Annotated in this window: 16 protein-coding genes and 1 pseudogene; 8 read left to right on the forward strand and 9 right to left on the reverse strand. The window is 68.8% G+C overall.

Features of this window, described 5'->3' with window-relative positions; translation table 11 throughout:
• Positions 1 to 5: 5 nt before the first annotated feature.
• Positions 6 to 2171 (reverse strand): TonB-dependent receptor, encoded by a 2166-nt coding sequence (locus tag ACFPFG_RS08835; protein WP_380106106.1) that lies wholly within the window; start codon positions 2169 to 2171, stop codon positions 6 to 8.
• 322 nt (positions 2172 to 2493) lie between these two features.
• On the opposite strand from ACFPFG_RS08835, the gene ACFPFG_RS08840 reads away from it, so the two are divergent.
• From ACFPFG_RS08840 to ACFPFG_RS08855, 4 genes are read left to right on the forward strand one after another with little or no spacing between them, the layout of a single operon-like run.
• Positions 2494 to 2904 carry a DUF2306 domain-containing protein gene (locus ACFPFG_RS08840; RefSeq protein WP_183017750.1) on the forward strand — a complete coding sequence of 137 codons (411 nt, stop codon included), beginning with the start codon at positions 2494 to 2496 and terminating at the stop codon, positions 2902 to 2904.
• A gap of 34 nt (positions 2905 to 2938) precedes the next feature.
• Positions 2939 to 3283: a 2TM domain-containing protein gene (locus ACFPFG_RS08845; protein ID WP_380106108.1), complete on the forward strand. Its 345-nt coding sequence runs from the start codon at positions 2939 to 2941 to the stop codon at positions 3281 to 3283.
• Between the two features lie 29 nt (positions 3284 to 3312).
• Positions 3313 to 4401, forward strand: a complete 1089-nt coding sequence (locus ACFPFG_RS08850; RefSeq protein ID WP_380110245.1) for a sensor histidine kinase — start codon at positions 3313 to 3315, stop codon at positions 4399 to 4401.
• A 1-nt stretch (position 4402) separates the two neighbouring features.
• Positions 4403 to 5221 carry a LytR/AlgR family response regulator transcription factor gene (locus tag ACFPFG_RS08855; protein ID WP_380106110.1) on the forward strand — a complete coding sequence of 273 codons (819 nt, stop codon included), beginning with the start codon at positions 4403 to 4405 and terminating at the stop codon, positions 5219 to 5221.
• A 37-nt stretch (positions 5222 to 5258) separates the two neighbouring features.
• Here ACFPFG_RS08855 and ACFPFG_RS08860 read toward each other — a convergent pair whose 3' ends face one another.
• Positions 5259 to 6032, reverse strand: coding sequence for an ABC transporter ATP-binding protein (locus tag ACFPFG_RS08860; protein ID WP_197957045.1), 774 nt, complete (start codon positions 6030 to 6032; stop codon positions 5259 to 5261).
• 13 nt (positions 6033 to 6045) lie between these two features.
• Here ACFPFG_RS08860 and ACFPFG_RS08865 point away from each other — a divergent pair, with 13 nt between their 5' ends.
• A complete protein-coding gene (locus tag ACFPFG_RS08865; RefSeq protein WP_197957046.1) occupies positions 6046 to 6411 on the forward strand; it encodes a hypothetical protein in 366 nt (121 codons plus the stop codon).
• A gap of 3 nt (positions 6412 to 6414) precedes the next feature.
• Here the strand turns inward: ACFPFG_RS08865 and ACFPFG_RS08870 are convergent, their stop codons facing one another.
• The 4 genes from ACFPFG_RS08870 to ACFPFG_RS08885 all read right to left on the reverse strand — a co-directional run bounded on the left by ACFPFG_RS08870 (position 6415) and on the right by ACFPFG_RS08885 (position 16258).
• Entirely contained in the window at positions 6415 to 7923 is a 1509-nt protein-coding gene (locus ACFPFG_RS08870) for an efflux transporter outer membrane subunit (protein WP_380110247.1), read from the reverse strand.
• 23 nt (positions 7924 to 7946) lie between these two features.
• Entirely contained in the window at positions 7947 to 11108 is a 3162-nt protein-coding gene (locus tag ACFPFG_RS08875; RefSeq protein ID WP_380106113.1) for a multidrug efflux RND transporter permease subunit, read from the reverse strand.
• Between the two features lie 345 nt (positions 11109 to 11453).
• Positions 11454 to 14585 (reverse strand): MdtB/MuxB family multidrug efflux RND transporter permease subunit, encoded by a 3132-nt coding sequence (locus ACFPFG_RS08880; protein WP_197957048.1) that lies wholly within the window; start codon positions 14583 to 14585, stop codon positions 11454 to 11456.
• 239 nt (positions 14586 to 14824) lie between these two features.
• Complete coding sequence (locus tag ACFPFG_RS08885) at positions 14825 to 16258, reverse strand: efflux RND transporter periplasmic adaptor subunit (protein ID WP_465251919.1); 1434 nt, start codon at positions 16256 to 16258, stop codon at positions 14825 to 14827.
• Between the two features lie 422 nt (positions 16259 to 16680).
• Between ACFPFG_RS08885 and ACFPFG_RS08890 the strand changes: the two genes are divergently transcribed.
• Positions 16681 to 17070 (forward strand): nuclear transport factor 2 family protein, encoded by a 390-nt coding sequence (locus ACFPFG_RS08890; RefSeq protein WP_380106115.1) that lies wholly within the window; start codon positions 16681 to 16683, stop codon positions 17068 to 17070.
• Positions 17071 to 17072: 2 nt separating this feature from the next.
• Here ACFPFG_RS08890 and ACFPFG_RS08895 read toward each other — a convergent pair whose 3' ends face one another.
• The 3 genes from ACFPFG_RS08895 to ACFPFG_RS08905 all read right to left on the reverse strand — a co-directional run bounded on the left by ACFPFG_RS08895 (position 17073) and on the right by ACFPFG_RS08905 (position 19350).
• On the reverse strand, positions 17073 to 17411 hold the full coding sequence (locus ACFPFG_RS08895; RefSeq protein WP_380106116.1) for an AzlD domain-containing protein: 339 nt from the start codon (positions 17409 to 17411) through the stop codon (positions 17073 to 17075).
• 5 nt (positions 17412 to 17416) lie between these two features.
• Entirely contained in the window at positions 17417 to 18109 is a 693-nt protein-coding gene (locus ACFPFG_RS08900) for an AzlC family ABC transporter permease (RefSeq protein WP_380106118.1), read from the reverse strand.
• A gap of 170 nt (positions 18110 to 18279) precedes the next feature.
• Complete coding sequence (locus ACFPFG_RS08905; RefSeq protein WP_183017741.1) at positions 18280 to 19350, reverse strand: XdhC family protein; 1071 nt, start codon at positions 19348 to 19350, stop codon at positions 18280 to 18282.
• Between the two features lie 364 nt (positions 19351 to 19714).
• On the opposite strand from ACFPFG_RS08905, the pseudogene ACFPFG_RS33590 reads away from it, so the two are divergent.
• Together ACFPFG_RS33590 and ACFPFG_RS08915 are read left to right on the forward strand one after the other, a co-directional pair.
• Positions 19715 to 20035 (forward strand): annotated as a pseudogene (locus ACFPFG_RS33590) (transposase); the annotation flags it as partial.
• 259 nt (positions 20036 to 20294) lie between these two features.
• The gene (locus ACFPFG_RS08915; RefSeq protein ID WP_380106120.1) at positions 20295 to 22700 is read left to right on the forward strand and encodes a DUF7948 domain-containing protein; all 2406 of its coding nucleotides are present in this window, start codon (positions 20295 to 20297) and stop codon (positions 22698 to 22700) included.
• The last annotated feature ends 35 nt before the right edge of the window (positions 22701 to 22735 follow it).

The following is a 22735-nucleotide window of genomic DNA, read 5'->3' on the forward strand; positions in this document are numbered from 1 at the left end:
CCGGCTCAGAAATCCACCGATGCGCTCAGCGAGAAGGTGCGCGGCATGGACTGCACCAGGTAGTTGGCGCCCGGGTAGCCGCCCACGGACGACCAGTAGCCCTTGTCGAACAGGTTGTCGATGCGCGCGCGCAGGGTCAGCAGGCGGTTGTTGCCGATGTCCATGAGATAACGCGCGCCGATGTCGGTGCGCGTCCACGAGGCCACCTTCAGCGTGTTGGCGCCGTTGGCGTACTGGCTGGAGGTGTGCATCACGCGCGCATTGAGGGCCAGGCCCGAGACGCCGGGCACATCCCAGTCCACGCCCAGGTTGAGCAGGCGCTTGGGCACGCCGATGGCGTAGTTGCCGATGGTGGTGGCATCGGCGGCTTCGCGGATCTTGGCCTCGCTGAAGGTCACGCCGCCCAGCACGCGCAGGCCCTTGACGGGTTCGCCGAAGACCGTGGCCTCCAGGCCGCTGTTGCGCTGCTTGCCGTACTGGCCGAAGACCTGGTTGGCCACATAGGCCGAAGGCATGTCCGTGGTGTACAGCGCCACCGTGGCGCCCAGTTGCCGGCCCTGCCACTTGAAGCCGACTTCCTTCTGGCGCGACTTGTAGGGCGCGAACACCTGGCCGCCGTTGGACACGGGCAGGTCGTTGGCCGTCTGCGGCGCCACGGCGCCCTTGGTCAGGCCTTCGATGTAGTTGGCGTAGACCGAGGTGTTCTCGCTGGTCTTGAACACCAGGCCCAGCATGGGCGTGGTGGCGGACTTCTTGTAGTTGTCGGTCTGCGCGCCCGTGTTGTAGTCGTAGCTGCTTTGCTCGATGCTCTGGCGGCGCACGCCCACGGTCAGGCGCAGGCGCTCGTCCAGCATCGTCAGCGTGTCGCCGATGGCGAAGCTGTTGAGCCGGGTCTCGCCTGCGCGCGTGGGGTCGGCCAGGTTGCCGCCGAACAGCGTCATCGCCGGGCGTGCGCTGCTCCAGGGGTTGTAGATGTTGTTGACCACGCCAAAGCCCATGCCCCAGGCATTGCGCTCGGTGGCCGAGTAGGTGCTGGCCGTGGCCACCAGCTCGTGGCCCACGCTGCCCGTGGCCAGGCGCGTGCGGATGCCGACCTCGCCCGTGCCCACGCTGTCCTTGCGCTTGTTGTCGAAGCGCGTGCCCGTGGTGTCGCCGGCCGCATTGCTCACGGTCACGCCGCTCAGGGAGTTGTCTTCCTTGCCGCGGCGCAGGCCGCCTGCGGCCCAGGCCGTGGTGGTGTCGTTGATGTCCCATTCGGCGCGCAGCGTGGCGAACAGGTCGCGCTCGGTGGAGTACGACCAGTTCTGGCCGTAGTTGGTCTTGTTGTCGGGCACGGCCGGGATGAAGTTGCCCGGCGTCACGCTGGGGCGGCCGCCGTTGTAGCTGTTGCGCTGGTAGCCCACGTCGCCCGACAGGCGCAGGTTGCGGCTGCGCCAGTCCAGGCCCACGCCCAGGGCGGTGAGCGAGCGGTCTTCGCCATCCACGCCCGTGCCGCCGTCGCGGCGCACGGCGTTCAGGCGGATGCCGGTGCTCCGGTCAGGGCCGAAGCGGCGCGAGATGTCGGTGGAGACAAAGGCCTGGCCGCCCGTCTGTATGCCGGCGCCCACGCGCGTCAGCGCATCGTTGCCGGCGCGCTTGGGCAGCAGGCTGATGGTGCCGCCGATGCCGCTGCCACCCGGTGCCGCGCCATTGAGGAAGGCATTGGCGCCGCGCAGCACCTCCACGCGCTCGAAGAATTCCGAGGCAATGTACTGGCGCGGCAGCAGGCCGTACAGGCCGTTGTAGGCGATGTCGTCCGAGTACACCGGGAAGCCGCGCAGCACATACAGCTCCTGGAAGTTGCCGAAACCGCGCGCCTGGCGCACGCCCGGGTCGTTGAGCAGCACATCGCCCACGCTCTTGGACTGGGTGTCTTCGATCAGCTGCTGGGTGTAGCTGGTGGTGGAGAACGAGGAGTTCTTCCAGTCCAGCGTGCCCAGCACGCCGTTGCGCGCCCCCGTGGCCACCTGGCCGCCTGCGAAGGGCTTGGACAGGCCCTGGGCCGATGCGTCGGCACTGGCCTCCACCGTCACGGCCTCCAGCACGGGGTCGCCGCCCCGGGTCTGGGCAATCAGGGCCTGCTGGCTGCACAGGCAGAGAACGGCCAGGGAAATCGGGCGGATGGAGGGCATGAGGATGATATTGAGAATGATTTGCAGAATCCATTAGCTTACCAACCACATGGGGGCGCTGCTATGAATTTTCTCAATCTGTTGCATTGGAGCAATCCTGCAGGTGATTGAATTCAAAGGCCCTACCCGATAGTCCGTACGCACTCCTCATGGCCGCAATCTTCCAACGACCACGGAGATTCCTGCAGCTCGCGGCGCCCCGATGCATCTGGCACCCCGCCGGCGCCCGTCCGTCGCATGGCGCTGGCCCGGCCCGCGTCCGGCAGCGACAGTCCTGTCCCATACAGGCCCGCAGAACCGGGCCGCACGCCAGGACACCGCCATGCAAATGACACCGCTGATCGCCATCCACATGAGTGCCGCCCTCGGGGCCACGGCCACGGGTGCCATCGCCCTGCTGGCACGCCGCCAGGCCGCCGTCCATCCCCGCCTGCACCGCGCGGCCGGCTACGCCTTCGTCACGCTCATGGTCTGCGCGGCAGTGTCCGCCTGCTTCATCCGCGACTACCGCCTGCCCAACTGGGCCGGCTACACGCCCGTCCACCTGCTGGTGCCGCTGACCTTTGCCGGACTGGGCCGCTCGTTCTGGCACCTGTACCACGGCAACATCGCCGGCCACCGCAAGATCATGCGCAGCGTATACATCGGCGCCTGCGTCGTGGCGGGCGTGTTCACACTGCTGCCCGGCCGCTACCTGGGCGACCTGCTGTGGCAGCAGCTGGGCCTGGCCTGACGCCGCTTTCCTTCCCCCTGACGGAGAACTTCCTATGCGTACCCTCGATCCCCTTGCCCCCCTCGATCCCTCTGCCCGCCACGACGACAATGCCCTGGAGCGCATGGCGCGCCGCCGCGCAGGCGCCAAGATGGGCTGGATGATCCACGCCAGCGTCTATGTGCTGGTCAACCTCGGGCTGGCGGCGCTGTCGCTGTCCCAGGGCAGGCACTGGGCCCTCTTCCCGGCCCTGGGCTGGGGCCTGGGGCTGGCCATCCACGGCGCCGTGGTCTGGCTGGCCCTGCCGGGCCACGGCTGGCACGGGCGCATGGTGGAGCGCGAGCGGCAGGCGCTGCAATCACGCCAGGACCAGCGCCAGGACCAGGGCCGCGCCCGCTGAGCGACGCCATGGGACTACCATTGCTCTCCATGCCCGACCCCGCATCCAACGCCCCATCCCAGCGGGCCGCACAGGGCCACATCGTGGAACGGACCACGCTGCTGCGCCACGGCATCGCAACGACCTCGGCCTGCGCCCTGATTGCCGCCGCATTCAGCCTGAGCAACCATGGCCGCTGGGACGTGAACCTCATCTATTCGCTGTCGATTGGCCTGACCAGCTGGCTCACCATCGAACTGGGCCGCTGGCGCCTGACGCGGGGCCAGGACATTCCCTGGCCCGGCGGCTGGCGCGGCGCCGCGCTGGTGGTGGCTGGCATCGTGACGGGGTTTGTGATCGGGTCGCTGATCGGCACGGCCTACAGGCAGTGGGCCGATCCCGACGCCAGCACGGCCCTGATGCACCGGCTGTGGATACCGCTGGCCGTCACCATCGTCGCCAGCACGGTGATGTCGCTGGCCTTCTTCCTGCTGGGCTACTCGCGCCACCTGCAGATGCAGGCCGAGCAGGCCCGACGCCAGGCGGCCGAGGCCAAACTCACCCTGCTGCAGGCCCAGCTGGAGCCGCACATGCTGTTCAACACCCTGGCCAACCTGCGCGTGCTGGTGGCCAGCGACCCGCAGCGCGCCCAGGCCATGCTGGACCATCTGATCGCCTACCTGCGCGCCACGCTGGGCGGCTCGCGCAGCACCGAGCATGCGCTGGGCGAAGAGTTCGCGCGCCTGCGCGACTACCTGGCGCTGATGTCCATCCGCATGGGCCCGCGCCTGCAGTACACGCTGGACCTGCCCGAAGACCTGGCCCAGGTACCCGTGCCGCCGCTGCTGCTGCAGCCCCTGGTGGAAAACTGCATACGCCACGGACTGGAGCCCAAGCTGGAAGGCGGGCATATCGCGGTGCGTGCGCGCCGCATCGAAGGCAACCGGCTGGAGCTGACCGTGGCCGACAACGGCATGGGCCTGGATTCCGGTGCGCCCGCCCTGCCCGGCAGCCGCTTCGGCACGGCCCAGCTGCGCGAACGCCTGGCCAGCCGCTATGGCGACGCCGCGCACTTCGAACTGGCCGCCCTGCCCGAAGGCGGCACGCTCGCCAAAATCACCATTGCCAACGCCGGTTGAAATGACCCACGCCCCCCGCGCCCTGATCGCCGAAGACGAACCCCTGCTGGCCGAGGACCTGCGCCAGGCCCTGGCCCGCGCCTGGCCCGAGTTGCAGATTGCCGCCATGGTGGGCGACGGCCTGAGTGCCGCCCGGCAGGCGCTGGCGCTGCAGCCCGATGTGCTGTTCTTCGACATCCGCATGCCGGGCCAGAGCGGCCTGGAGGCCGCTGCCGAACTGGCCGACGCCTGGCCCGAGGCACAGCCGTTTCCCATCCTGGTCTTCGTGACCGCCTATGACCAGTACGCCATGGACGCCTTCGAGGCCCAGGCCGTGGACTACCTGCTCAAGCCCGTGCAGCCCGAACGGCTGGCACGCAGCGTGCAGCGCCTGCGCGAGCTGCTGGCCCAGCGCACGGCGGCACCGGCCGGCGCTGCCCTGGCGCAGGCGCTGGAGCAATTGCGGCACCTGGCCGGCGCCACGGCCCCCGCCGCCGCCGCCACCGCTACCGAGCCGCCGCTGCAGATGATCCAGGCCGGCGTGGGCACACAGATCCAGATGGTGCCCGTGCACGACGTCGTCTACTTCGAGGCCGCCGACAAGTACGTGCGCGTGCTCACGGCCTCGCATGAGTACCTGGTGCGCACGCCGCTCAAGGAACTGCTGCCCCGGCTGGATGCCGAGGAATTCTGGCAGGTGCACCGCGGCACGGTGGTGCGCGCAGCCGCCATTGCCAATGCCCAGCGCGACGAGGCCGGCCGGCTGTGGCTGCAGCTGCGCGAGCGAGGGGAAAAACTGGCCGTCAGCCGCCTCTACGCGCAGCGGTTCAAGGCGATGTAGGTGGCGATGTAGGTGGCGATGTAGACGCCGGCTCCGGTCAGCGCAGCGGCGGCTGATCGGGCAGGTCCAGCACGTCGTCCCAGGCCACGCCCTGCATCTCGTCCCAGTGCGCGACGATCACGCAGCGCGGCCCGTGCCCGGCCACGGGCGCAGATTGCTGGCCGGCCCGGTTCAGCCCCGCCAGTGTGCGCTGCACATGGTCCATCGATCCCCGGTCCAGCGCGGCCAGCGGCTCGTCGATCAGCAGCAGCGGCACGCCGCTGGCCCAGCCTGCCGCCATCCACAGCTTGCGCAGGCTGCCCGTGGACAGGGCCAGCAGGGGCTTGTGCAGATGGGGCTCCAGGCCCAGGCCGTCGGCATGGGCCTGCCAGGCCGCCTCGCTCCACGCCGGATGCAATTGCCGCTGTGCCTGCACCCATTCCTGCGCGGGCCGGGCGCGCTCGGCATTCGACAGCTCGGCACGCGGGTCGCGCCAGAACAGCGCGGGGCGCTGCGACGGGTTGGGCTGCTGCGGATACGCCAGGCGCCCGCCCTGCAAGGGCAAATGGCCGGCCAGCATTTGCAGCAGGCTGGTCTTGCCGCAGCCCTCGCCGCCGCGCACCAAGCACAGGCCCACGGGCCAGTCGTGCGAGGCACCATCCCACAGCAGCAGGCCCGGCTGCCCGAAGCGCAGGGACTGCGCGCTCACCATCGGCGGCGCCATCGATTGCTGTGCGGTGTCCATCTGAATGTCTTTCCGGTTCTGCGATGCGGGCGATTGTGCACGCGGCACAATGCCGGGCTTTCCCTTTTCCAACCACGCACTACGCATGCGGACCGCCACCATGACCCTCGACTACCTGGATTTCGACTACAGCGAAGACGACGAAGGCACGGGCTGCTGGGACGCCATGGCCAGTGTGGCCGCCGCGCGCGTGCCTGCCTTGGCGGCCGAGGTGGAGCAATTGCTGGCCTGGGCGCACCGCCGCTTCAAGGGCCGGCGCGGCCCCATCGAGGAAGGCGGCGACTGGGACTACGAGCTGCAGGCCCAGGACGACGGCGGCCAGCCGCTGGCCTGGCGCTTCGACGCCACCACGGCGCGCCTGCAATCCGTGGCGGCGGGGGATGGCCGCACCACGGTGAACCTGTCGCTCAGCGGCAGCGCGGCCTTCGGCGAAGCATTGCGCCAGGCCTTCGAGCTGCAGGACTGAACATCAGCGCGCGACAGCCTGCGGCCCCTGCACGGAGGCCGGGCCCAGCGGCTGCCAACGCCCGGCCACGTTCTTGAGCAAGGTGTTGACGGCGGCCAGCCGCCGGTTGCGCACATCGATCAGGCTGCGCCGCGCCGACAGCACCGTGGTCTGGGCGCTGAGCACATTCAGATAGGCCACCGTGCCCGCGCGGTACTGGTTGTTGACGACATCCAGCGCCTTCTGCGCGGCGGCCACGGCCTCGATCTGCACCTGCTGCTCGCGCGCCAGGGCGGATGCGGTGACCAGGTTGTCCTCCACCTCCTGCAACGCCGTCAGCACGGTCTGGCGGTAGGTGGCGGCGGCCAGGTCCAGCGAGGCACGCGCCGACTCCACGGCCGCCGTGCGCGCGCCGCCGTCGAACAGCGCCAGCGCCAGCGACGGGCCCAGCGACCAGAACAGGTTGGGCGCACTCACCAGGTTGGACAGCGATGCGCCTCGGTAGCCGGCCGTGGCCGACAGCGTGAGCGCCGGGAAGAAGGCCGCGCGCGCCACGCCCACCTGGGCGTTGGCGGCGGCCACGCGGCGCTCTGCCGCTGCAATGTCCGGGCGCTGCTCCAGCAGTTGGGACGAGAGCATGGCCGGCACCTCGGGCGGCGGCGGCAGCTCGGCGCCGGCCTCCAGGCTGAAGGCGGCCGGCGGCAGGCCCAGCAGCGCGGCCAGGGCGTGCTCCAGCTGGGCGCGGCTGGTCTGTGCCTCGATGAGCTGGGCCTGGGTGCTTTTGTACTGCGCCTCGGCCTGGGCCACATCGGCCGACGAGGCCACGCCCGCGCGGTAGCGGTTGTTGGTGAGCTTGAGGCTTTGCTCGTAGCCCTGCAGCGTTTCCTGCAGCAGCCGCACGCTGGCATCGGCCGCGCGCAGCGAGAAATAGGTCTGCGTGATCGAGGCCTGGGCCGACAGGCGCGCGGCGGCCAGGTCGTCGCTGCTGGCCTGGGCGCTGGCCTGGCTGGCGCTGACCGTGCCCGAAACGCGGCCCCACAGGTCCAGTTCCCAGCTGGCGTTCAGGCCCAGCGAGTAGTTGGTCGAGATGTTGCCGCTGCTGCCGGTGTTGCCGGTGTTGCCGCCCGTGCCTGATGCACCCGATGCACCGGAAGCCCCGCCGCTGCGCGAGCGCGTGGCGCCGGCCGTGCTGCCCAGCGTGGGGAACAGCCCGGCCTGGCTGCTGGCCACGGCCGCCTGCGCGGCACGCAGGCGCGCGGCGGCCTGGGCAATGCTCTGGTTGCCGGTGGCGGCCTGCTGCTGCAGGCGGTTGAGCTGCTCGTCGCCGAACAGCTCCCACCAGTTGTCGGGCACTTGCGCACGCGACGGATCTGCGGGCCGCCAGATGCCGGCCTCGGCCGCCTCGGGCGTGGCTTCCTTGAACTGGGCCGGCACATCGAGCGCAGGGCGCTGGTAGGCGCTCTGCGTGGAGCAACCGGCCAGCAGCGCGGCGGCCAGCCAGATCGCCGGGGAGTGAAGTGTCTTGAACTGCATCAGCTTGGGCTTTCGGATTCGGGTCACTGGGGTGATGCGGCGGGCACAGGGGTGCCACGGTCCTTGCCCTGCACGCGGCCACGCAGGCCCATGGCATGCTGGCGCAGCCTGTCCAGCAGCACATAGACCACGGGCGTGGTGTAGAGCGTGAGCAGCTGGCTCAGCATCAGGCCGCCCACGATGGCAATGCCCAGCGGCTGGCGCAGCTCGGCGCCATCGCCCCGGCCCAGGGCCAGCGGCAGCGCGCCGCAGATGGCCGCCAGGCTGGTCATGAGGATGGGTCGCAGCCGCAGCTCGCAGGCACGGTAGATGGCCTGGGCGGCCGTGGCATGGCCGGCGCGCTGCCGCTCCAGCGCGAAGTCGATCATCATGATGGCGTTCTTCTTGACGATGCCGATCAGCAATATCACCCCGATCAGCGCGATCAGCGAGAACTCCGTCTTGAACAGCATCAGCGCCATCAGCGCGCCCACGCCGGCCGAGGGCAGCGTGGACAGGATGGTCAGCGGATGCACCAGGCTCTCATAGAGCACGCCCAGCACCAGGTAGATGGTGATGATGGCCGCCAGGATCAGCAGCGGCTGCCCCGACAGCGCCTGCTGGAAGGCCCCGGCCGTGCCGCTGAAGCTGCCGCGCACCGACACGGGCACGCCCAGCTCGGCCACGGCCGCGCGGATGGCGTCGCTGGCATCCGACAGCGCCACGCCCTCGGCCAGGCTGAAGCTGATGGTGCTGGCCGGCGTGCCCCGGTCGTGGTTCACGGCCAGCGGCGTGTTGGTGGTGGTGATGCGCGCAAACGAGGTCAGCGGCACCTGCACGCCCTGGTTGTTCACGAAGAAGAAGCCGCGCAGCGTCTCGGGGCTTTGCAGGTAGCGCGGCGCGGCCTCCATCACCACGCGGTACTGGTTGAGCGGGTTGTAGATCACGCCCACCTGGCGCTGGCCGAAGGCGTTGTTGAGCGTGCCGTCGATCTGCGACACCGTCAGCCCCAGGCGCGTGGCCGCGTCGCGGTCGATCACCAGCGAGGTCTGCAGGCCGAAGTCGGACACATCGCTGTTCACGTCCGTGAGCTGGGGCAGCTGCGACAGCACCTGGCGGATGCGCGGCTCCCAGGTGCGCAGGTCCTGGATGTCGTCGGCCTGCAGCGTGTAGTCGTACGAGCCCGAGCTTTGCCGCCCGCCGATGCGGATATCGCTTTGCGTGACCATGAACAGCCGCGCCCCGGGCTCGTTCTTGAGCTTGTCGCGCAGGCGGTTGATCACCTCGTCGGAAGACACCTTGCGCTCGGCCAGCGGCTTGAGCGACATGAACATGTTGGCCGCATTGCGCTGGCCTCCGCCCGTGAAGCCCGTCACGTACTCCACGGCCGGGTCTTCCTGCACGATGGACAGGAAGCGCTTGAGCCGCTGCTCCATGGCCTGGTAGGAGGTGGACTGGTCGGCCCGGATGAAGCCCATCACGCGGCCCGTGTCCTGGCTGGGCATGAAGCCCTTGTCGATGGCCATGTACAGGTGCACGTTCAGCGCCACCACGCCGGCCAGCACCAGCAGCACCAGCGGCTGGTGGCGCAGGCACCAGGCCAGGCTTGCGCGGTAGCCGGACATGGCACGCCGCTCGGCACGGCCCACCCAGGCGCCGAAGCGGTCCCAGGCGCGCTGCAGGCCATTGCGCGGCCGGCCCGGCTGCGGCACGCGCTGCGGCCGCAGCAGCGCCGCGCACATCATGGGCGTGGTGGTCAGCGACACCACCATCGAGATCAGAATGGCCGCCGACATCACCACCGCGAACTCGCGGAAGAACCGCCCCACGATGCCGCCCATGAACAGGATGGGCACGAACACCGCGATCAGCGACAGGCTCATGGACACCACGGTGAACCCGATCTCGCGCGCCCCGTCCAGCGCCGCGCGCAGTGCGGTCTTGCCGCGCTCCATGTGGCGCATCACGTTCTCCAGCACCACGATGGCATCGTCCACCACAAAGCCCGTGGCCACGGTCAGCGCCATCAGCGACAGGTTGTCCAGCGTATAGCCGGCCAGGTACATCACGCCGAACGTGCCCGCCAGCGACACCGGCACGGCCACGGCCGGAATCAGCGTGGCCCGGCCATTGCGCAGGAACAGGAACACCACCAGGATCACCAGCGCCACGGCGATCAACAGCGCCCGCTCCACCTCCACCACCGAGGCGCGCAGCGTGGGCGTGCGGTCGGACACGATGGTCAGATCGATGGCCTCGGGGATGGACGCCTTCAACTGCGGCAGCAAAGAGCGCACGCGCGCCACGGCCTCCAGGATGTTGGCGTCCGGCTGCTTGAAGATCTGCAGCAGGATGGCGGGCTTGCCATTGGCCACGCCGTAGTTGCGGATGTCCTGCACCGAATCCGTGACATCGGCCACGTCCTGCAGCCGGATCGCATTGCCATTGCTCCAGCGCAGCACCAGCGGCGCATAGTCGGCCGCCACGCGCGCCTGGTCATTGGCGGTCACCTGCCAGTAATGGTCCTCGCGCTCCACCGCGCCCAGCGGCCGGTTGGCATTCGTGGCCGAAATGGCGGTACGCACCTGGTCCAGCGACACGCCATTGGCCGCCAGCTTCACCGGGTCCAGCTCCACGCGCACGGCCGGCAGCGCCCCGCCGCTGATGGACGCCTGGCCCACGCCCTCCACCTGCGAGAGCTTTTGCGCCAGCACGGTGGATGCCGCGTCATACATCTGCCCGCGCGTCAGCGCGCTGGACGTCAGCGCCAGGATCATGATCGGCGCATCGGCCGGATTCACCTTGCGATACGTAGGATTGCCCGGCATGCCCGAAGGCAGCAGCGTGCGCGCCGCATTGATGGCAGCCTGCACATCGCGCGCCGCGCTGTCCACCGTGCGCGACAGATCGAACTGCAGCGTGATGCGCGTACTGCCCAGGCTGGAGCTGGACGTGATCTCATTGACCCCCGCAATCGCCCCCAGCGCCCGCTCCAGCGGCGTCGCCACCGTGGCAGCCATGGTGTCGGGGCTTGCACCCGGCAGGCTGGCCGACACCGAAATCGTCGGATAGTCCACCTGCGGCAGCGGCGCCACCGGCAGCAGGAAGTACGACACCGCCCCCGCCAGCGCCAGGCCGATGGTCATCAGCATGGTGGCAATGGGCCGGAAGATGAACGGCGCCGAGAGATTGGACAGCTGGCTCATGATCCAGCCCCAAAAATCCCAGGCCGAGCGAAGCGATGGCCCGAGCAAACTCCCCTTCTGCCCGCGCCTGCGTCGTGGTGCTTGCGGGGTTGCAGTCCTGCCGAAGGACAGGACTGCTTCGTCATCTGGCTCGCCGTGATTGTCTGAACGCAGCGCGCCAGCGCGAAGTGAGTTTCACGGCGAACCCCGCAAGCGCCACGACGCAGGTGGCCCCGCAGCGAAGCGAAGGGGTCGCGGGCAGTGGGGCGCGCTTCTTTGCCTACTTTCTTGTCGCGCGACAAGAAAGTAGGTCGGCCGCCGGGCCGAGACCCGGCCAGCGGCGCCAGCCAAGACAAGAGCGCAAGCTCAGGCATGAACGCTCTCCCGAGAAGAACGATCCCGCCACCTCTGCGCCCACCCCTCAAACGTCAAATAAATCACAGGCGTAGTGAACAGAGTCAGCAACTGACTCACCAGCAAGCCCCCCACCAACGTCACCCCCAACGGATGCCGCAACTCACTGCCCACCCCCGTCCCCAGCATCAACGGCAAGGCCCCCAGCAAAGCCGCCAAGGTCGTCATCAGGATAGGCCGGAACCGCAGCAGGCAGGCCTGGTAGATGGCCTCGCGCGGCGTATGCCCCTCCTCGCGCTGCGCCTCCAGCGCGAAGTCGATCATCATGATCGCGTTCTTCTTGACGATGCCGATCAGCAGCACGATGCCGATGATGGCGATGATGTCCAGGTCCAGCCCCGCCAGCAGCAGGGCCAGCAGCGCGCCCACGCCGGCCGAGGGCAGCGTGGACAGGATGGTCACCGGGTGGATGGTGCTCTCATAGAGCACGCCCAGCACGATGTACATGGTGATCACCGCCGCCAGCACCAGCAGCAGCGTGTTGGACAGCGAGGCCTGGAAGGCCAGGGCCGCGCCCTGGAAGGCGGCGTCCACCGACAGCGGCATATGGCCCTCGGTGCGCAGCTGGGCCATCAGGTCCTGCACGGCCTTGACCGCATGGCCCAGCGACACGCCGGGCGCAGTGTTGAACGAAATGGTGGCGGCCGGCAGCTGGCCCACATGGTTCACGGCCAGGGCCATGGGCCGCTCGCTGACCGTGGCCACCGAGGACAGCGGCACGGGCGCGCCCGCGCTGGAGGCCACATAGATGGCCTGCAGCGACTCGGGCCCGATCTTGAACTGCGGCGCCACTTCCAGCACCACGCGGTACTGGTTGGACTGCGTGAAGATGGTGGAGATCAGCCGCTGGCCGAAGGCGTTGTACAGCGCCGTGTCGATGGCCGAGACCGTCACGCCCAGCCGGCTGGCCTGGGCCCGGTCGATCTGCACGAAGGCCTGCAGGCCCTGGTTCTGCAGGTCGCTGCCCACATCCACCAGCTCGGGCAGGTCGTGCATGCGCTCGACCAGGGCCTGGGTGCTGGTGGTCAGCTGCGCCATGTCGGGCGAGGACATCAGCAGCTGGTACTGGGTGCGTGCCACGCGGTCCTCGATGGTCAGGTCCTGCACGGGCTGGGCATACAGGCGTATGCCGGGCACCTGCTGCGCATCATCGGACAGGCGGCGCAGCACGGCGGGTGCGCCGTCGCGCTGGCCGTGGGGCTTGAGGTCGATCAGCAGCCGGCCCGTGTTCAGCGTGGTGTTGCTGCCATCGACGCCGATGAAGGACGAGATGCTCTGCACGGCCGGGTCCTTGAGCAGCAGCTCGGCCAGGGCCTGCTGGCGCTCGGCCATGGCGGCAAACGAGATGGACTGGTCGGCCTCGGTCGTGGCCTGGATGGTGCCCGTGTCCTGGTCGGGGAAGAAGCCCTTGGGCACGGCAAAGTACAGCAGCACGGTCACGGCCAGCGTGGCCAGGAAGACGATCCAGGTCAGGCCCCGGCGGTCCAGCACCCAGGTGAGGATGCGGCCGTAGCCGGCGATGGTGCGGTCGAAGAAACGGCCCGTGGCGTGGTACAGGCGGCCATGCCGTTCTTCCTGGGCCCCTTCGGGCTGGTGGCGCAGCAGCCGCGCGCACAGCATGGGCGTGAGCGTCAGCGAGACCACGGCCGAGATCAGGATGGCCACCGCCATGGTGATGGCGAACTCGTGGAACAGCCGTCCCACCACGTCGCCCATGAACAGCAGCGGGATCAGCACGGCGATCAGCGAAATCGTCAGCGAGATGATGGTGAAGCCGATCTGCCTGGCGCCCTTGAGCGCGGCCTGCATGGGCGGCTCGCCCTTTTCCACGAAGCGCGCGATGTTCTCGATCATCACGATGGCATCGTCCACCACGAAGCCGGTGGAGATCGTCAGCGCCATCAGCGTGAGGTTGTTGATGGAAAAACCGGCCAGGTACATCACGCCGAAGGTGCCGATCAGCGACAGCGGCACGGCAAAGCTCGGTATCAGCGTGGCCGAGGCGCTGCGCAGGAAGACGAAGATCACCGCCACCACCAGGGCGATGGCCAGCATCAGCTCCAGCTGCATGTCGTTGACCGAGGCGCGGATGGTCACCGTGCGGTCGGTCAGCACCTGCACGTCCAGCGAGGCCGGCAGGGTCTCCTTGAGCTGGGGCAGCAGCGCCTTGATGCGGTCCACCGTCTCGATCACGTTGGCGCCGGGCTGGCGCCGGATGTTGAGGATCACGCCCGCGCGCGAACCACCCTCGGGCGTGCCGGCCCAGGCGGCCAGGCGCGTGTTCTCGGCATCGTCCACGGTCTGGGCGATGTCGGACAGGCGCACGGGCAGGCCGTTCTTGAAGGCGATGATGAGGTTGCGGTACTCGGCCGCCGACTGCAGCTGGTCATTGGCATCGATGGTGGAGGCGCGCGCCGGGCCGTCGAAGCCGCCCTTGGCCTGCTTGACGTTGGCTGCGGCGATGGCGGTGCGCACATCGTCCAGCGTCATGCCCAGGCCGGCCAGCGCCGTCGGGTTGGCCTGGATGCGCACGGCAGGCCGGCGCCCACCGGCAATCGCCACCAGGCCCACGCCGTTGACCTGCGAGAGCTTGGGCGCCAGGCGGTTTTCCACCAGGTCGTTGACGCGGATCACCGGCAGCGAGGGCGAGGTGATGGCCAGCGTGAGGATGGGCGCGTCCGCCGGGTTGACCTTGCTGTACAGCGGGGGCATGGGCAGGTCGCTGGGCAGCAGGTTGGAGCCCGCGTTGATGGCGGCCTGCACCTGCTGCTCGGCCACGTCCATGGCCATGTCCAGCGCAAAGCGCAGCGTGATCACCGAGGCGCCGCCCGAACTGGTGGACGACATCTGCGACAGCCCCGGCATCTGGCCGAGCTGGCGCTCCAGCGGCGCGGTGACGTTGGAGGTCATCACGTCGGGGCTGGCACCGGGGTACAGCGTGGTGACCTGGATGGTCGGGTAGTCCACCTCGGGCAGGGCCGAAATAGGCAACAGCCGGTAGGCCAGCAGGCCGGCGATCAGCACCGCCACCATCAGCAGCGAGGTGGCGACGGGTCGCAGGATGAAGATGCGGGAAAGATTCATGGGGCCGCCTGGAAGGGCTTGCAGTCTTCAGGTGCCGGGGCGCTGCTCAGCGCCCGGCCGGAGCGGGAGCTGCGGGAGCCGCCGGAGCAGCAGGCGCAGAGGGCGCAGCAGGTGCCGGGCCGGGCGAAGGCTGGGGCGATCCGGGCGACGGTGCCGGCGACCGGCCTGCGGGCGCGGAGCCTTCGGCCGCCGGCGCGGTCACGTTGCCGCCGTTACCGCCGTTACCGCCACTGCCACCGTTACCCCCCATTGCGCTGCCCACCGCGCTCGGCACGCAGCTTTTGCAGGTAGGCCTTGCGCTCGTCGGGGTTCATGGTCGCCAGCTTGGCGCGCACATCGGGCGGCAGATTGCGCATGCCGCGCGGCTGGCCGGAGGCATCCTGCACGGCCTGGTCCACCTTCTGCACCTTGTCGGGCTCGATCACCGTGACCTTGGCGCCTTCGCGCAGGCGGTCAATGCCATCGACCACCACCTGCTCGCCAGGCTTGAGTTCGCCCTTCACGCTCACCCGGTCGCCATCGGTCACGCCCACGGCAATGCGCCGCTGCGTCACCGTGCCATCCTCCTGGACCAGGTAGACGTAGTTGTTCTGCACGGCCGTGGTCGGCACGGTCAGCGCCTGCTCCAGCCGGTCCACTTCCAGCTTGACGTTGACGAACTGGTTGGCGAACAGCCGGCCCTCGGCATTGTCGAAAGCGGCCTTGGCCTTGATGGTGCCGGTGGCGATGTCGATGCTGTTGTCCACCGCATTGAGGCGGCCGCGCCCCAGTTGCTGCTTCAGGTCACGGTCCCACAGCTCCACGGGCAGCTCGCGCCCCTCGGCCAGGCGCCGTGCCAGCGTGCCCACATGGGCCTCGGGCACGGAGAACACCGCATCGATGGGCTTGACCTGGGTGATGGTGACGATGCCGTTGGCATCCGAAGGGTTGACCACATTGCCCCGGTCGGCCTGGCGCAGGCCCAGCCGGCCCGCAATGGGCGCCGTGATGCGCGTGTAGCTCAGTTGCAGCCTGGCCGCATCGGCCTGGGCCTGGTCGGCGGCCACCGTGCCCTGGTACTGGCGCACCAGCGCAGCCTGGGTATCGACCTGCTGGCCGGCAATGGAATCCTGGGCCTGCAGCTCCTTGTAGCGCTGCAGGTCCAGCTGGGCGTTCTTGAGCAGTGCCTGGTCGCGCTGCAGCGTGCCCTGGATCTGGTTGAAGCTGGCCTGGAAGCTGCGCGGATCGATCTCGGCCAGCAGCTGGCCGGCCTTGACCTCGTCGCCTTCCTTGAAATGCAGGCGCAGCAACTCGCCCGACACCTTGGCGCGCACCACGGCCGTGGCGCGCGGGTTCATGGTGCCGATGGCGCTGATCAGCACGCGCATGTCGCGCCGCTCCACCACGCCCACGGACACCGGCTGCGCCTGGGCACCCATGGCGCCGGGGCCGCCAGGCCCACCCGGCCCGCCGGGGCCGCGCCGGCCGCCTCCCGCACGCCCGCCACCCGGGCCGGGCGCACCGGCCGAGGCCTGCTCGCCCTGCGCCGGCGCCCGCTTGTTCCACCACCACAGCCCGCCCCCCGCCACCAGGGCCAGTGCCACCACGCCCCACATCAGGGCGGGTCGTACCCGGCCACGCTGGCGTACGCCGTGGGCATCTGCAACAAAGGGGCTGCTTGACAGGCGTTTCATGGTCACTGCGGGAAGTCGTGGGAGGAAACCGTGGGTCCGGCCCCGGAACAGGGAACGGCGGCGGATGCGGCTATGGTAGCCAGTCCCATGCTCTCCAAAACGAGGCAGATCGCCGTTTTACGCAGGCATTACCCCCGCTTTACCCCGGCTTTACCCGCTCTGGCCAGAGCGTTTTCGGAAACAGGTCGGCCACCCGACGGCAGGGTCTCAGACAAGGCATGGCGCTCAAAACACTGTTGACCCAGGCACGGCCAATGCGGGGCGCATCGGCCGAAAAATCCATTGAAAACAAGGCATTGCACCGCACCCCGGCGCGGCCCGCGCCTCGCCCCCGGTTGGACTGCCCCCCGCGCTTGTGGCTACGATGCGCGGCCGCCGGCCTGCAGGCGCAGGCCGCCATCCATCCGTCACAGGAGAACACCATGACGACTGCCAACCCACGCCTGACCGACCACCCCGAAGAAGCCGCCGTGCGCGTGCCGCTGGAGCTGTACATGCGCGGCCATGCCGAGGACAACAGCGCCCACATGCGCGCCGCCTTCATGCCCACCGCCCGCATCGAAAGCGTGCGCGAAGGCCCGCTGACCTCCTGGGACATCGACACCTACTGCGCCCGCTTCAAGGGCCAGCCCGCAGCCGACGAGGCCACGCGCCGCCGCAGCATCGACGCCATCGACATAGCCGGCACGGCGGCCAGCGCCAAGATCACCCTGGTGCACGGCGCCATCACCTTCATCGACTACTTCGTGCTGCTCAAGACCGAGGCCGGCTGGAAGATTGCCAACAAGGCCTTCCATGCCCAGCCGCACTGACATCACCAGGGCTGGAAATGGGCCAGCAGGCCGTAGGTCAGCGCACCAGCCAAGGTCGGCATGGCAATGCCTCCCCGCACCAGGCGTGCGAGGCAGATGGCCAGCAAAGCCACGGAGATCACAGCCACCCGCCCCCAGCGGACATCGCTGACCAACAGCCCCCTGGTTGACACCACGAACAGGGCAGCGATGGCGGCGGGCCCGACACCCGCCAGCCACCTCTGCACCTGCGGGGACGCCCGTGCAGAGTGCCCTCTTCGGCGTGCCTGCCACAACGGCAACCAGCGCAGGCCAAAGGTGCCGGCACCGCACAACAGCAAGATCCAGAATGTGTACGACATGGTGATCAGCCCCTATCGGCCGTGGCCACATGCGCCAGCGCACCGCACAGGATCGCCAGCGCCAGGGCGTGGTAGCCCGGAATGAAGCAAACCAGCACCGCAGCGACCACGGCGGCCGTGAGCACCGCACGCCACCAGCGCAGCACACCCGCCTCCAGCAGCAGCGCAAAGAACAACGCGGGCAGAACGAAGGCCAGCCCCTCGCGGACGGCTACCGGCCATCGGTCCACCTCGCCCACCAGCGTCACCCCCATCACCGTGCCGCCCACCCAGGCCGCGTAGGCGCCAAGTTGCAAGCCCAGAAACCAGTGCTCGCGCTCGGCCTCTGGCACGCCCTGCATCTTGCTCATGGCGGTGGCAAACACCTCGTCGGTCAGGCCAAAGGCCAACCAGGGCGTGGCCAGGCGCTGCCGCGGCCCCAGCACCACCTGCAGGGCCGGGCCATACAGCACATGCCGCGCATTCATCAACAGCACCGTGGGCAAAGCGGTCCACAGCCCGGCTCCCGAAGCCAGCAACGAAATCAGCAGGAACTGGCTGGCTCCGGCATAGACCAGCACGGAAGCCAGCACCGCAATGGATGGAGCAAGACCCGCCTGAACGGCCGCCACGCCAAAGGAGAAAGCAATCGGCAGATAGCCCGTCGCCACGGAGAGGCTGGCCGTCAGGCCGGCAGCCAGCGGACGAGCGCCGCTCACGCCGCGCCTCCGAACCATTTCGCCACAGGATTGCCGACAATCGTGCCGGGCAAGCCGGCATCATTCCCAGCCAAACACATGATCGCCTCCCTCTATGAAAGAAGATCGATCAATATAGCGCCTCAACACCCGTCACTGCAGCCCCATGCCACCCGCCTGCGGCGCCCCGTCTACCCCACCCCGCACACCAGCGGCGTGATGCCCTCGGGCCCGTCATCCTCCAGCGGCTGCGGGGGCTGGGCTGCGGCGAGCTTGCCTTCTTCCACGGTCATGCCGCGTGGCAGGGCCACGCCGTTCTTGGCGGCCAGGACCTCGGCCATGATGCTGACGGCGATTTCGGGAGGCGTCTTGCTGCCTATGTACAGGCCGATGGGGCCGCGCAGGCGCGCCAGTTGCGCGTCGCCCAGGCCGAAGTGCTCGCTCAGGCGCTGCAGGCGCAGCGCGGTGTTGCGGCGCGAGCCGATGGCGCCCACGTAGAAGGCCGGGGATTCCAGGGCCTCCATGAGGGCCAGGTCGTCGAGCTTGGGGTCGTGCGTGAGGCCGATGATGCAGGTGCGCGCATCGGCGCGCATGGCGCGCACGAGGTCGTCGGGCATCTCGCGCGACAGCTGCACGCCGGCCACGCTCCAGTGGCGGCTGTATTCCTCGCGCGGGTCGCAGACGGTGACCGCAAAGCCGTTGAACAGCGCCATGGTGGCCAGGTATTCGGACAGCTGGCCTGCGCCGATGAGCAGCATGCGGTACTCGGGCCCGAAGCTGTTGGCGACCTGCAGCGCATCGTGTACCAGCGGCTCGGGCGCTTCGCTGAGCTGCTGGGCGACCTGGCCCGTGGCCTTGTCCACGGTGCGCCGCACCATGCGGCCTTCGTCCAGCCATTGCACGAGCTGCTGCAGCGCAGCAGCGTCGGGATCGAATTCGAGCAGCAGCTCCAGCGTGCCGCCGCAGGGCAGGCCGAAGCGGTGGGCCTCGTCGGCGCTGACGCCGTAGCGCAGCAGCCGGGGCGCGCCGTCGCGCAGGGCGTCGGTGTCCGAGGCGTGGCTGTAGCGGGCGATCAGGTCGTCCTCGATGCAGCCGCCGGACACGGAGCCCACCACGGCGCCCGAGGCCCCCAGCGCCATGATGGAGCCGATGGGCCGGGGCGACGAGCCCCAGGTACGCACCACCGTGGCCAGCAGCGCGCGCTCGCCCTGAGCGCGCCATTGCGCGAGGTGGCGCAGAACATGAACATCCAGGTTTTCCATTGCAAATCTCCACGCCCGCACCTGGCTTGCCTGTGCAGCTGGGCGCCTGGCGTTTTCGGCGGCTATTGTCTCTCTGCATCAAGAAGGGTGCAGCAGCATGTAAAAAGGGCTTGGTAGCGCGGGGCGAAGCATAGAAGCCACAACAAATCCGAGGCCAAAGGCGCCGAGCAAGAGCCGCCTCGCAGCGGGGGCGCCTAGCCGGGGGCGCCCAGCCGGGGGCGCCCAGCCGAGGGCGTCGCCGGCGGCTGCCCGTATGCCACCCTCCCTCGCGAAGCGAGCAGAGAGGGGGAAGCGGCGCAGCCGCTCAGGGGAAGCGCCCTAGAGCGTGTTATGCACTTCCCGTCAAAGCCAATATCTGAGGTGCATGAAGCAAGCTGGCCTTGATCTGAACCTGACCACGAAGAAGACGCGCAAGCAGGTGTTCTTCTCGGGGACGGAGCAGGTGGTCCATGGAGAGCGCTGGAAGAGTTGATCGGGCCGTACTACAGCAAAGACCTCAAGGGCCGCCCGCCATTTGCCCTGCAGGCCATGCCGAGGCTGCACTTCATCCGGCAGTGGTTCAACCTGTCAGGCCAGGCGATGCAAGAAGCGCTGCTGGGACGTACCGCCATACCGCGAGTTCGTCCATCTCGACTCTCACGGCCGGCTACCCGACGAAAGCGCAATTCTTCGGTTTCGCCACCGGTGGCTGAAACGGGAGGGATGGTGCATCTGCGGGCCTTGCAGGTTGGCAGGTGTTGCACCTCCGTTTTGAATCCGTCCAGACACTCCCTATCGGACAAAGGCCCCAACCCTTCCAGCCTGCTGAGTACTGCATGTCACTTGACCCTGGACGCAGCGCGCTGTTCTCCGCACATGCCTGAAGCGTTGCGATATATTTTTTCTATCAATTCATCATATTGATAGCCTGTATAGACTATGTCTTTTGAAGAAAGGAATAGTCCATGCAGAGTTTTCCCCTGGCAAAGATGTTTGTTCTATGGGCTGCATGGGCGGCGCAGGGGGCGGCACAGGCTGCCGTCGATTCCAACGTAGCGCAGGGGCCCCCCTCCGAACCAGCGCTGGTACAGCAGGCCATGCAGGCCCTGGCCGTCCCCTTCGAGGCCAACGGCGGCCAGTTCGACGAGCGCGTGGCCTTCGTGGCCAGGACCTTCGCGGGCGCGATCTACGTCACCCGGCAAGGCCGGATCGTCTACAGCCTGCCCGGCCCCGTGGCAGCCGCCGGGAGTGATGCCAGGGCCCACGCAGGCAAGGCCACGCCACCCACCACGCGCAAGGCGGGCTGGAGCCTGACGGAGACCCTGGCCGGCGCCATGCCCCTGGCCCCCGTGGGAGGCGATGCCGCCACCGCGCAGGTCACCCGCTTCAGCGGCCCGCACGGCTACCAGGCCGCCACCTACCGCAATGTGTACCTGGGCCAGGCCTGGCCCGGCGTCGCGGTGGAGCTGGCCGCGCGCGGCAGCAATGTCGAGAAACTTTTCCACGTGGCCCCGCATTCCGATGCCGGGCAGATCCAGGTCCGGGTGGATGGCGCCCTGTCGCTGCGCCTGGGCGAAGGCGGCGAGCTGATCGTGGTCACCGGCCATGGCGATGTGGCCTATACGGCGCCCGTGGCGTTCCAGGAGATCGAAGGCCGCAGGGTCGACGTGCCCGTGCGGTATGCGCTCAGCGCAGCGGGCGATGGCTACGGCTTTGCGCTGGGCGCCCATGACCCGCGACTGCCGCTGGTGATTGATCCCTTGCTGCAGAGTACCTACCTCGGTGGAGCCGTAGGCGACGAGGTGAGGGCCCTGGCCCTGGATACGGCCACGGGCGACGTGGTGGTGGGCGGGGAGACCAGCTCACTGGACTTCCCCGGCACCCTGGGCGGGGCGCAGCCTGCCTTCGGTGGTGGTACAGCTAGAGATGGTACAGATGCCTTCGTCGCACGCCTGTCGGGCGACCTGAAGACGCTGCGCCAGAGCACGTATCTGGGAGGTGCAGACGGGGACCATGTCATCGCCCTTGCCATTGATGCCGCCACGGGCGACGTGGTGGTGGGCGGGCGGACCGCCTCCACAAACTTCCCCAGCACCCGGGGCGGGGCGCAGCCTGCCTACGGTGGCGACTACGATGCCTTCGTCGCGCGCCTGTCGGGCGACCTGAAGACGCTGCGCCAGAGCACGTATCTGGGAGGTACGGGCGAAGACTATGTCACCCTTGCCATTGATGCCGCCACGGGCGACGTGGTGGTAGGCGGGCGGACCTACTCAACGGACCTCCCCGGCACCCAGGGCGGGGCGCAGCCTGCCTACGGTGATTTTGGAGATGCCTTCGTCGCGCGCCTGTCGGGCGACCTGAAGACGCTGCGGCAGAGCACATATCTGGGAGGTACAGGCCAGGACTATGCCCTCGCCCTTGCCATTGATGCCGCCACGGGTGACGTGGTGGTGGGCGGGGCGACCTCCTGGTCAACGGACTTCCCCGGCACCCAGGGCGGGGCGCAGCCTGCCTACGGTGGTGGTTTTCAGGATGCCTTCGTCGCGCGCCTGTCGGGCGACCTGAAGACGCTGCGGCAGAGCACATATCTGGGAGGTACAGGCCAGGACTATGCCTACGCCCTTGCCATCGATGCCGCCACGGGTGACGTGGTGGTGGGCGGGATAACCAGCTCAACGGACTTCCCCAGCACCCAGGGCGGGGCGCAGCCTGCCTCCGGTGCTGGTGGTCAGGATGCCTTCGTCGCGCGCCTGTCGGACGACCTGAAGACGCTGCGGCAGAGCACATATCTGGGAGGTACGGGCCAGGACAATGTCTACGCCCTTGCCATTGATACCGGCACGGGTGACGTGATGGTGGGCGGGTGGACCTTCTCAACGGACTTTCCCGGCGCCCCGGGTGGCGCGCAGCCTGCCTTGGGTGGTTGGAGGGATGGCTTCGTCGCCCGCCTGTCGGGCGACCTGAAGACGCTGCGGCAGAGTACGTTTCTGGGAGGTGCAAGCCAGGACCATACCAACACCCTTGCCATCGATGCCGCCACCGGCGACGTGGTGGTGGGCGGGCTGACCTACTCAACGGACTTCCCCGGCATCCTGGGCGGGGCGCAGCCTGCCTACGGTGGTGGTTTTGCGGATGCCTTCGTCGCACGCCTGTCGGGCGACCTGAAGGCCCTCTCCCCCCAGGCCATCACCTTCCCGCCCCAGCCCGGCCAGAACCTTGTGGCGGGCGGCCGCTTTGCCATCGATCCGCCGGCAACGGCCAGCTCCGGCCTGCCCGTCAGCTATGCCAGCGCCACGCCCGCAGTGTGCACGGTGGCGGGCAGCACGGTGACCATGGTCGGCGCCGGCACCTGCACCCTGGTGGCCAGCTAGGCCGGCAACGCCCAATGGCTGCCCGCCGCCGATGC

The organism is Delftia deserti, assembly GCF_042653485.1.
GTDB lineage: Bacteria > Pseudomonadota > Gammaproteobacteria > Burkholderiales > Burkholderiaceae_C > Comamonas > Comamonas acidovorans.

Bases quoted from the DNA above. Each gene is read 5' to 3' on its own strand.
- ACFPFG_RS08835 (WP_380106106.1), bottom strand. From the start codon at position 2,171: ATGCCCTCCATCCGCCCGATTTCCCTGGCCGTTCTCTGCCTGTGCAGC.
- ACFPFG_RS08840 (WP_183017750.1), top strand. From the start codon at position 2,494: ATGCAAATGACACCGCTGATCGCCATCCACATGAGTGCCGCCCTCGGG.
- ACFPFG_RS08845 (WP_380106108.1), top strand. From the start codon at position 2,939: ATGCGTACCCTCGATCCCCTTGCCCCCCTCGATCCCTCTGCCCGCCAC.
- ACFPFG_RS08850 (WP_380110245.1), top strand. From the start codon at position 3,313: ATGCCCGACCCCGCATCCAACGCCCCATCCCAGCGGGCCGCACAGGGC.
- ACFPFG_RS08855 (WP_380106110.1), top strand. From the start codon at position 4,403: ATGACCCACGCCCCCCGCGCCCTGATCGCCGAAGACGAACCCCTGCTG.
- ACFPFG_RS08860 (WP_197957045.1), bottom strand. From the start codon at position 6,032: ATGCGTAGTGCGTGGTTGGAAAAGGGAAAGCCCGGCATTGTGCCGCGT.
- ACFPFG_RS08865 (WP_197957046.1), top strand. From the start codon at position 6,046: ATGACCCTCGACTACCTGGATTTCGACTACAGCGAAGACGACGAAGGC.
- ACFPFG_RS08870 (WP_380110247.1), bottom strand. From the start codon at position 7,923: ATGCAGTTCAAGACACTTCACTCCCCGGCGATCTGGCTGGCCGCCGCG.
- ACFPFG_RS08875 (WP_380106113.1), bottom strand. From the start codon at position 11,108: ATGAGCCAGCTGTCCAATCTCTCGGCGCCGTTCATCTTCCGGCCCATT.
- ACFPFG_RS08880 (WP_197957048.1), bottom strand. From the start codon at position 14,585: ATGAATCTTTCCCGCATCTTCATCCTGCGACCCGTCGCCACCTCGCTG.
- ACFPFG_RS08885 (WP_465251919.1), bottom strand. From the start codon at position 16,258: ATGAAACGCCTGTCAAGCAGCCCCTTTGTTGCAGATGCCCACGGCGTA.
- ACFPFG_RS08890 (WP_380106115.1), top strand. From the start codon at position 16,681: ATGACGACTGCCAACCCACGCCTGACCGACCACCCCGAAGAAGCCGCC.
- ACFPFG_RS08895 (WP_380106116.1), bottom strand. From the start codon at position 17,411: ATGTCGTACACATTCTGGATCTTGCTGTTGTGCGGTGCCGGCACCTTT.
- ACFPFG_RS08905 (WP_183017741.1), bottom strand. From the start codon at position 19,350: ATGGAAAACCTGGATGTTCATGTTCTGCGCCACCTCGCGCAATGGCGC.
- ACFPFG_RS08915 (WP_380106120.1), top strand. From the start codon at position 20,295: ATGCAGAGTTTTCCCCTGGCAAAGATGTTTGTTCTATGGGCTGCATGG.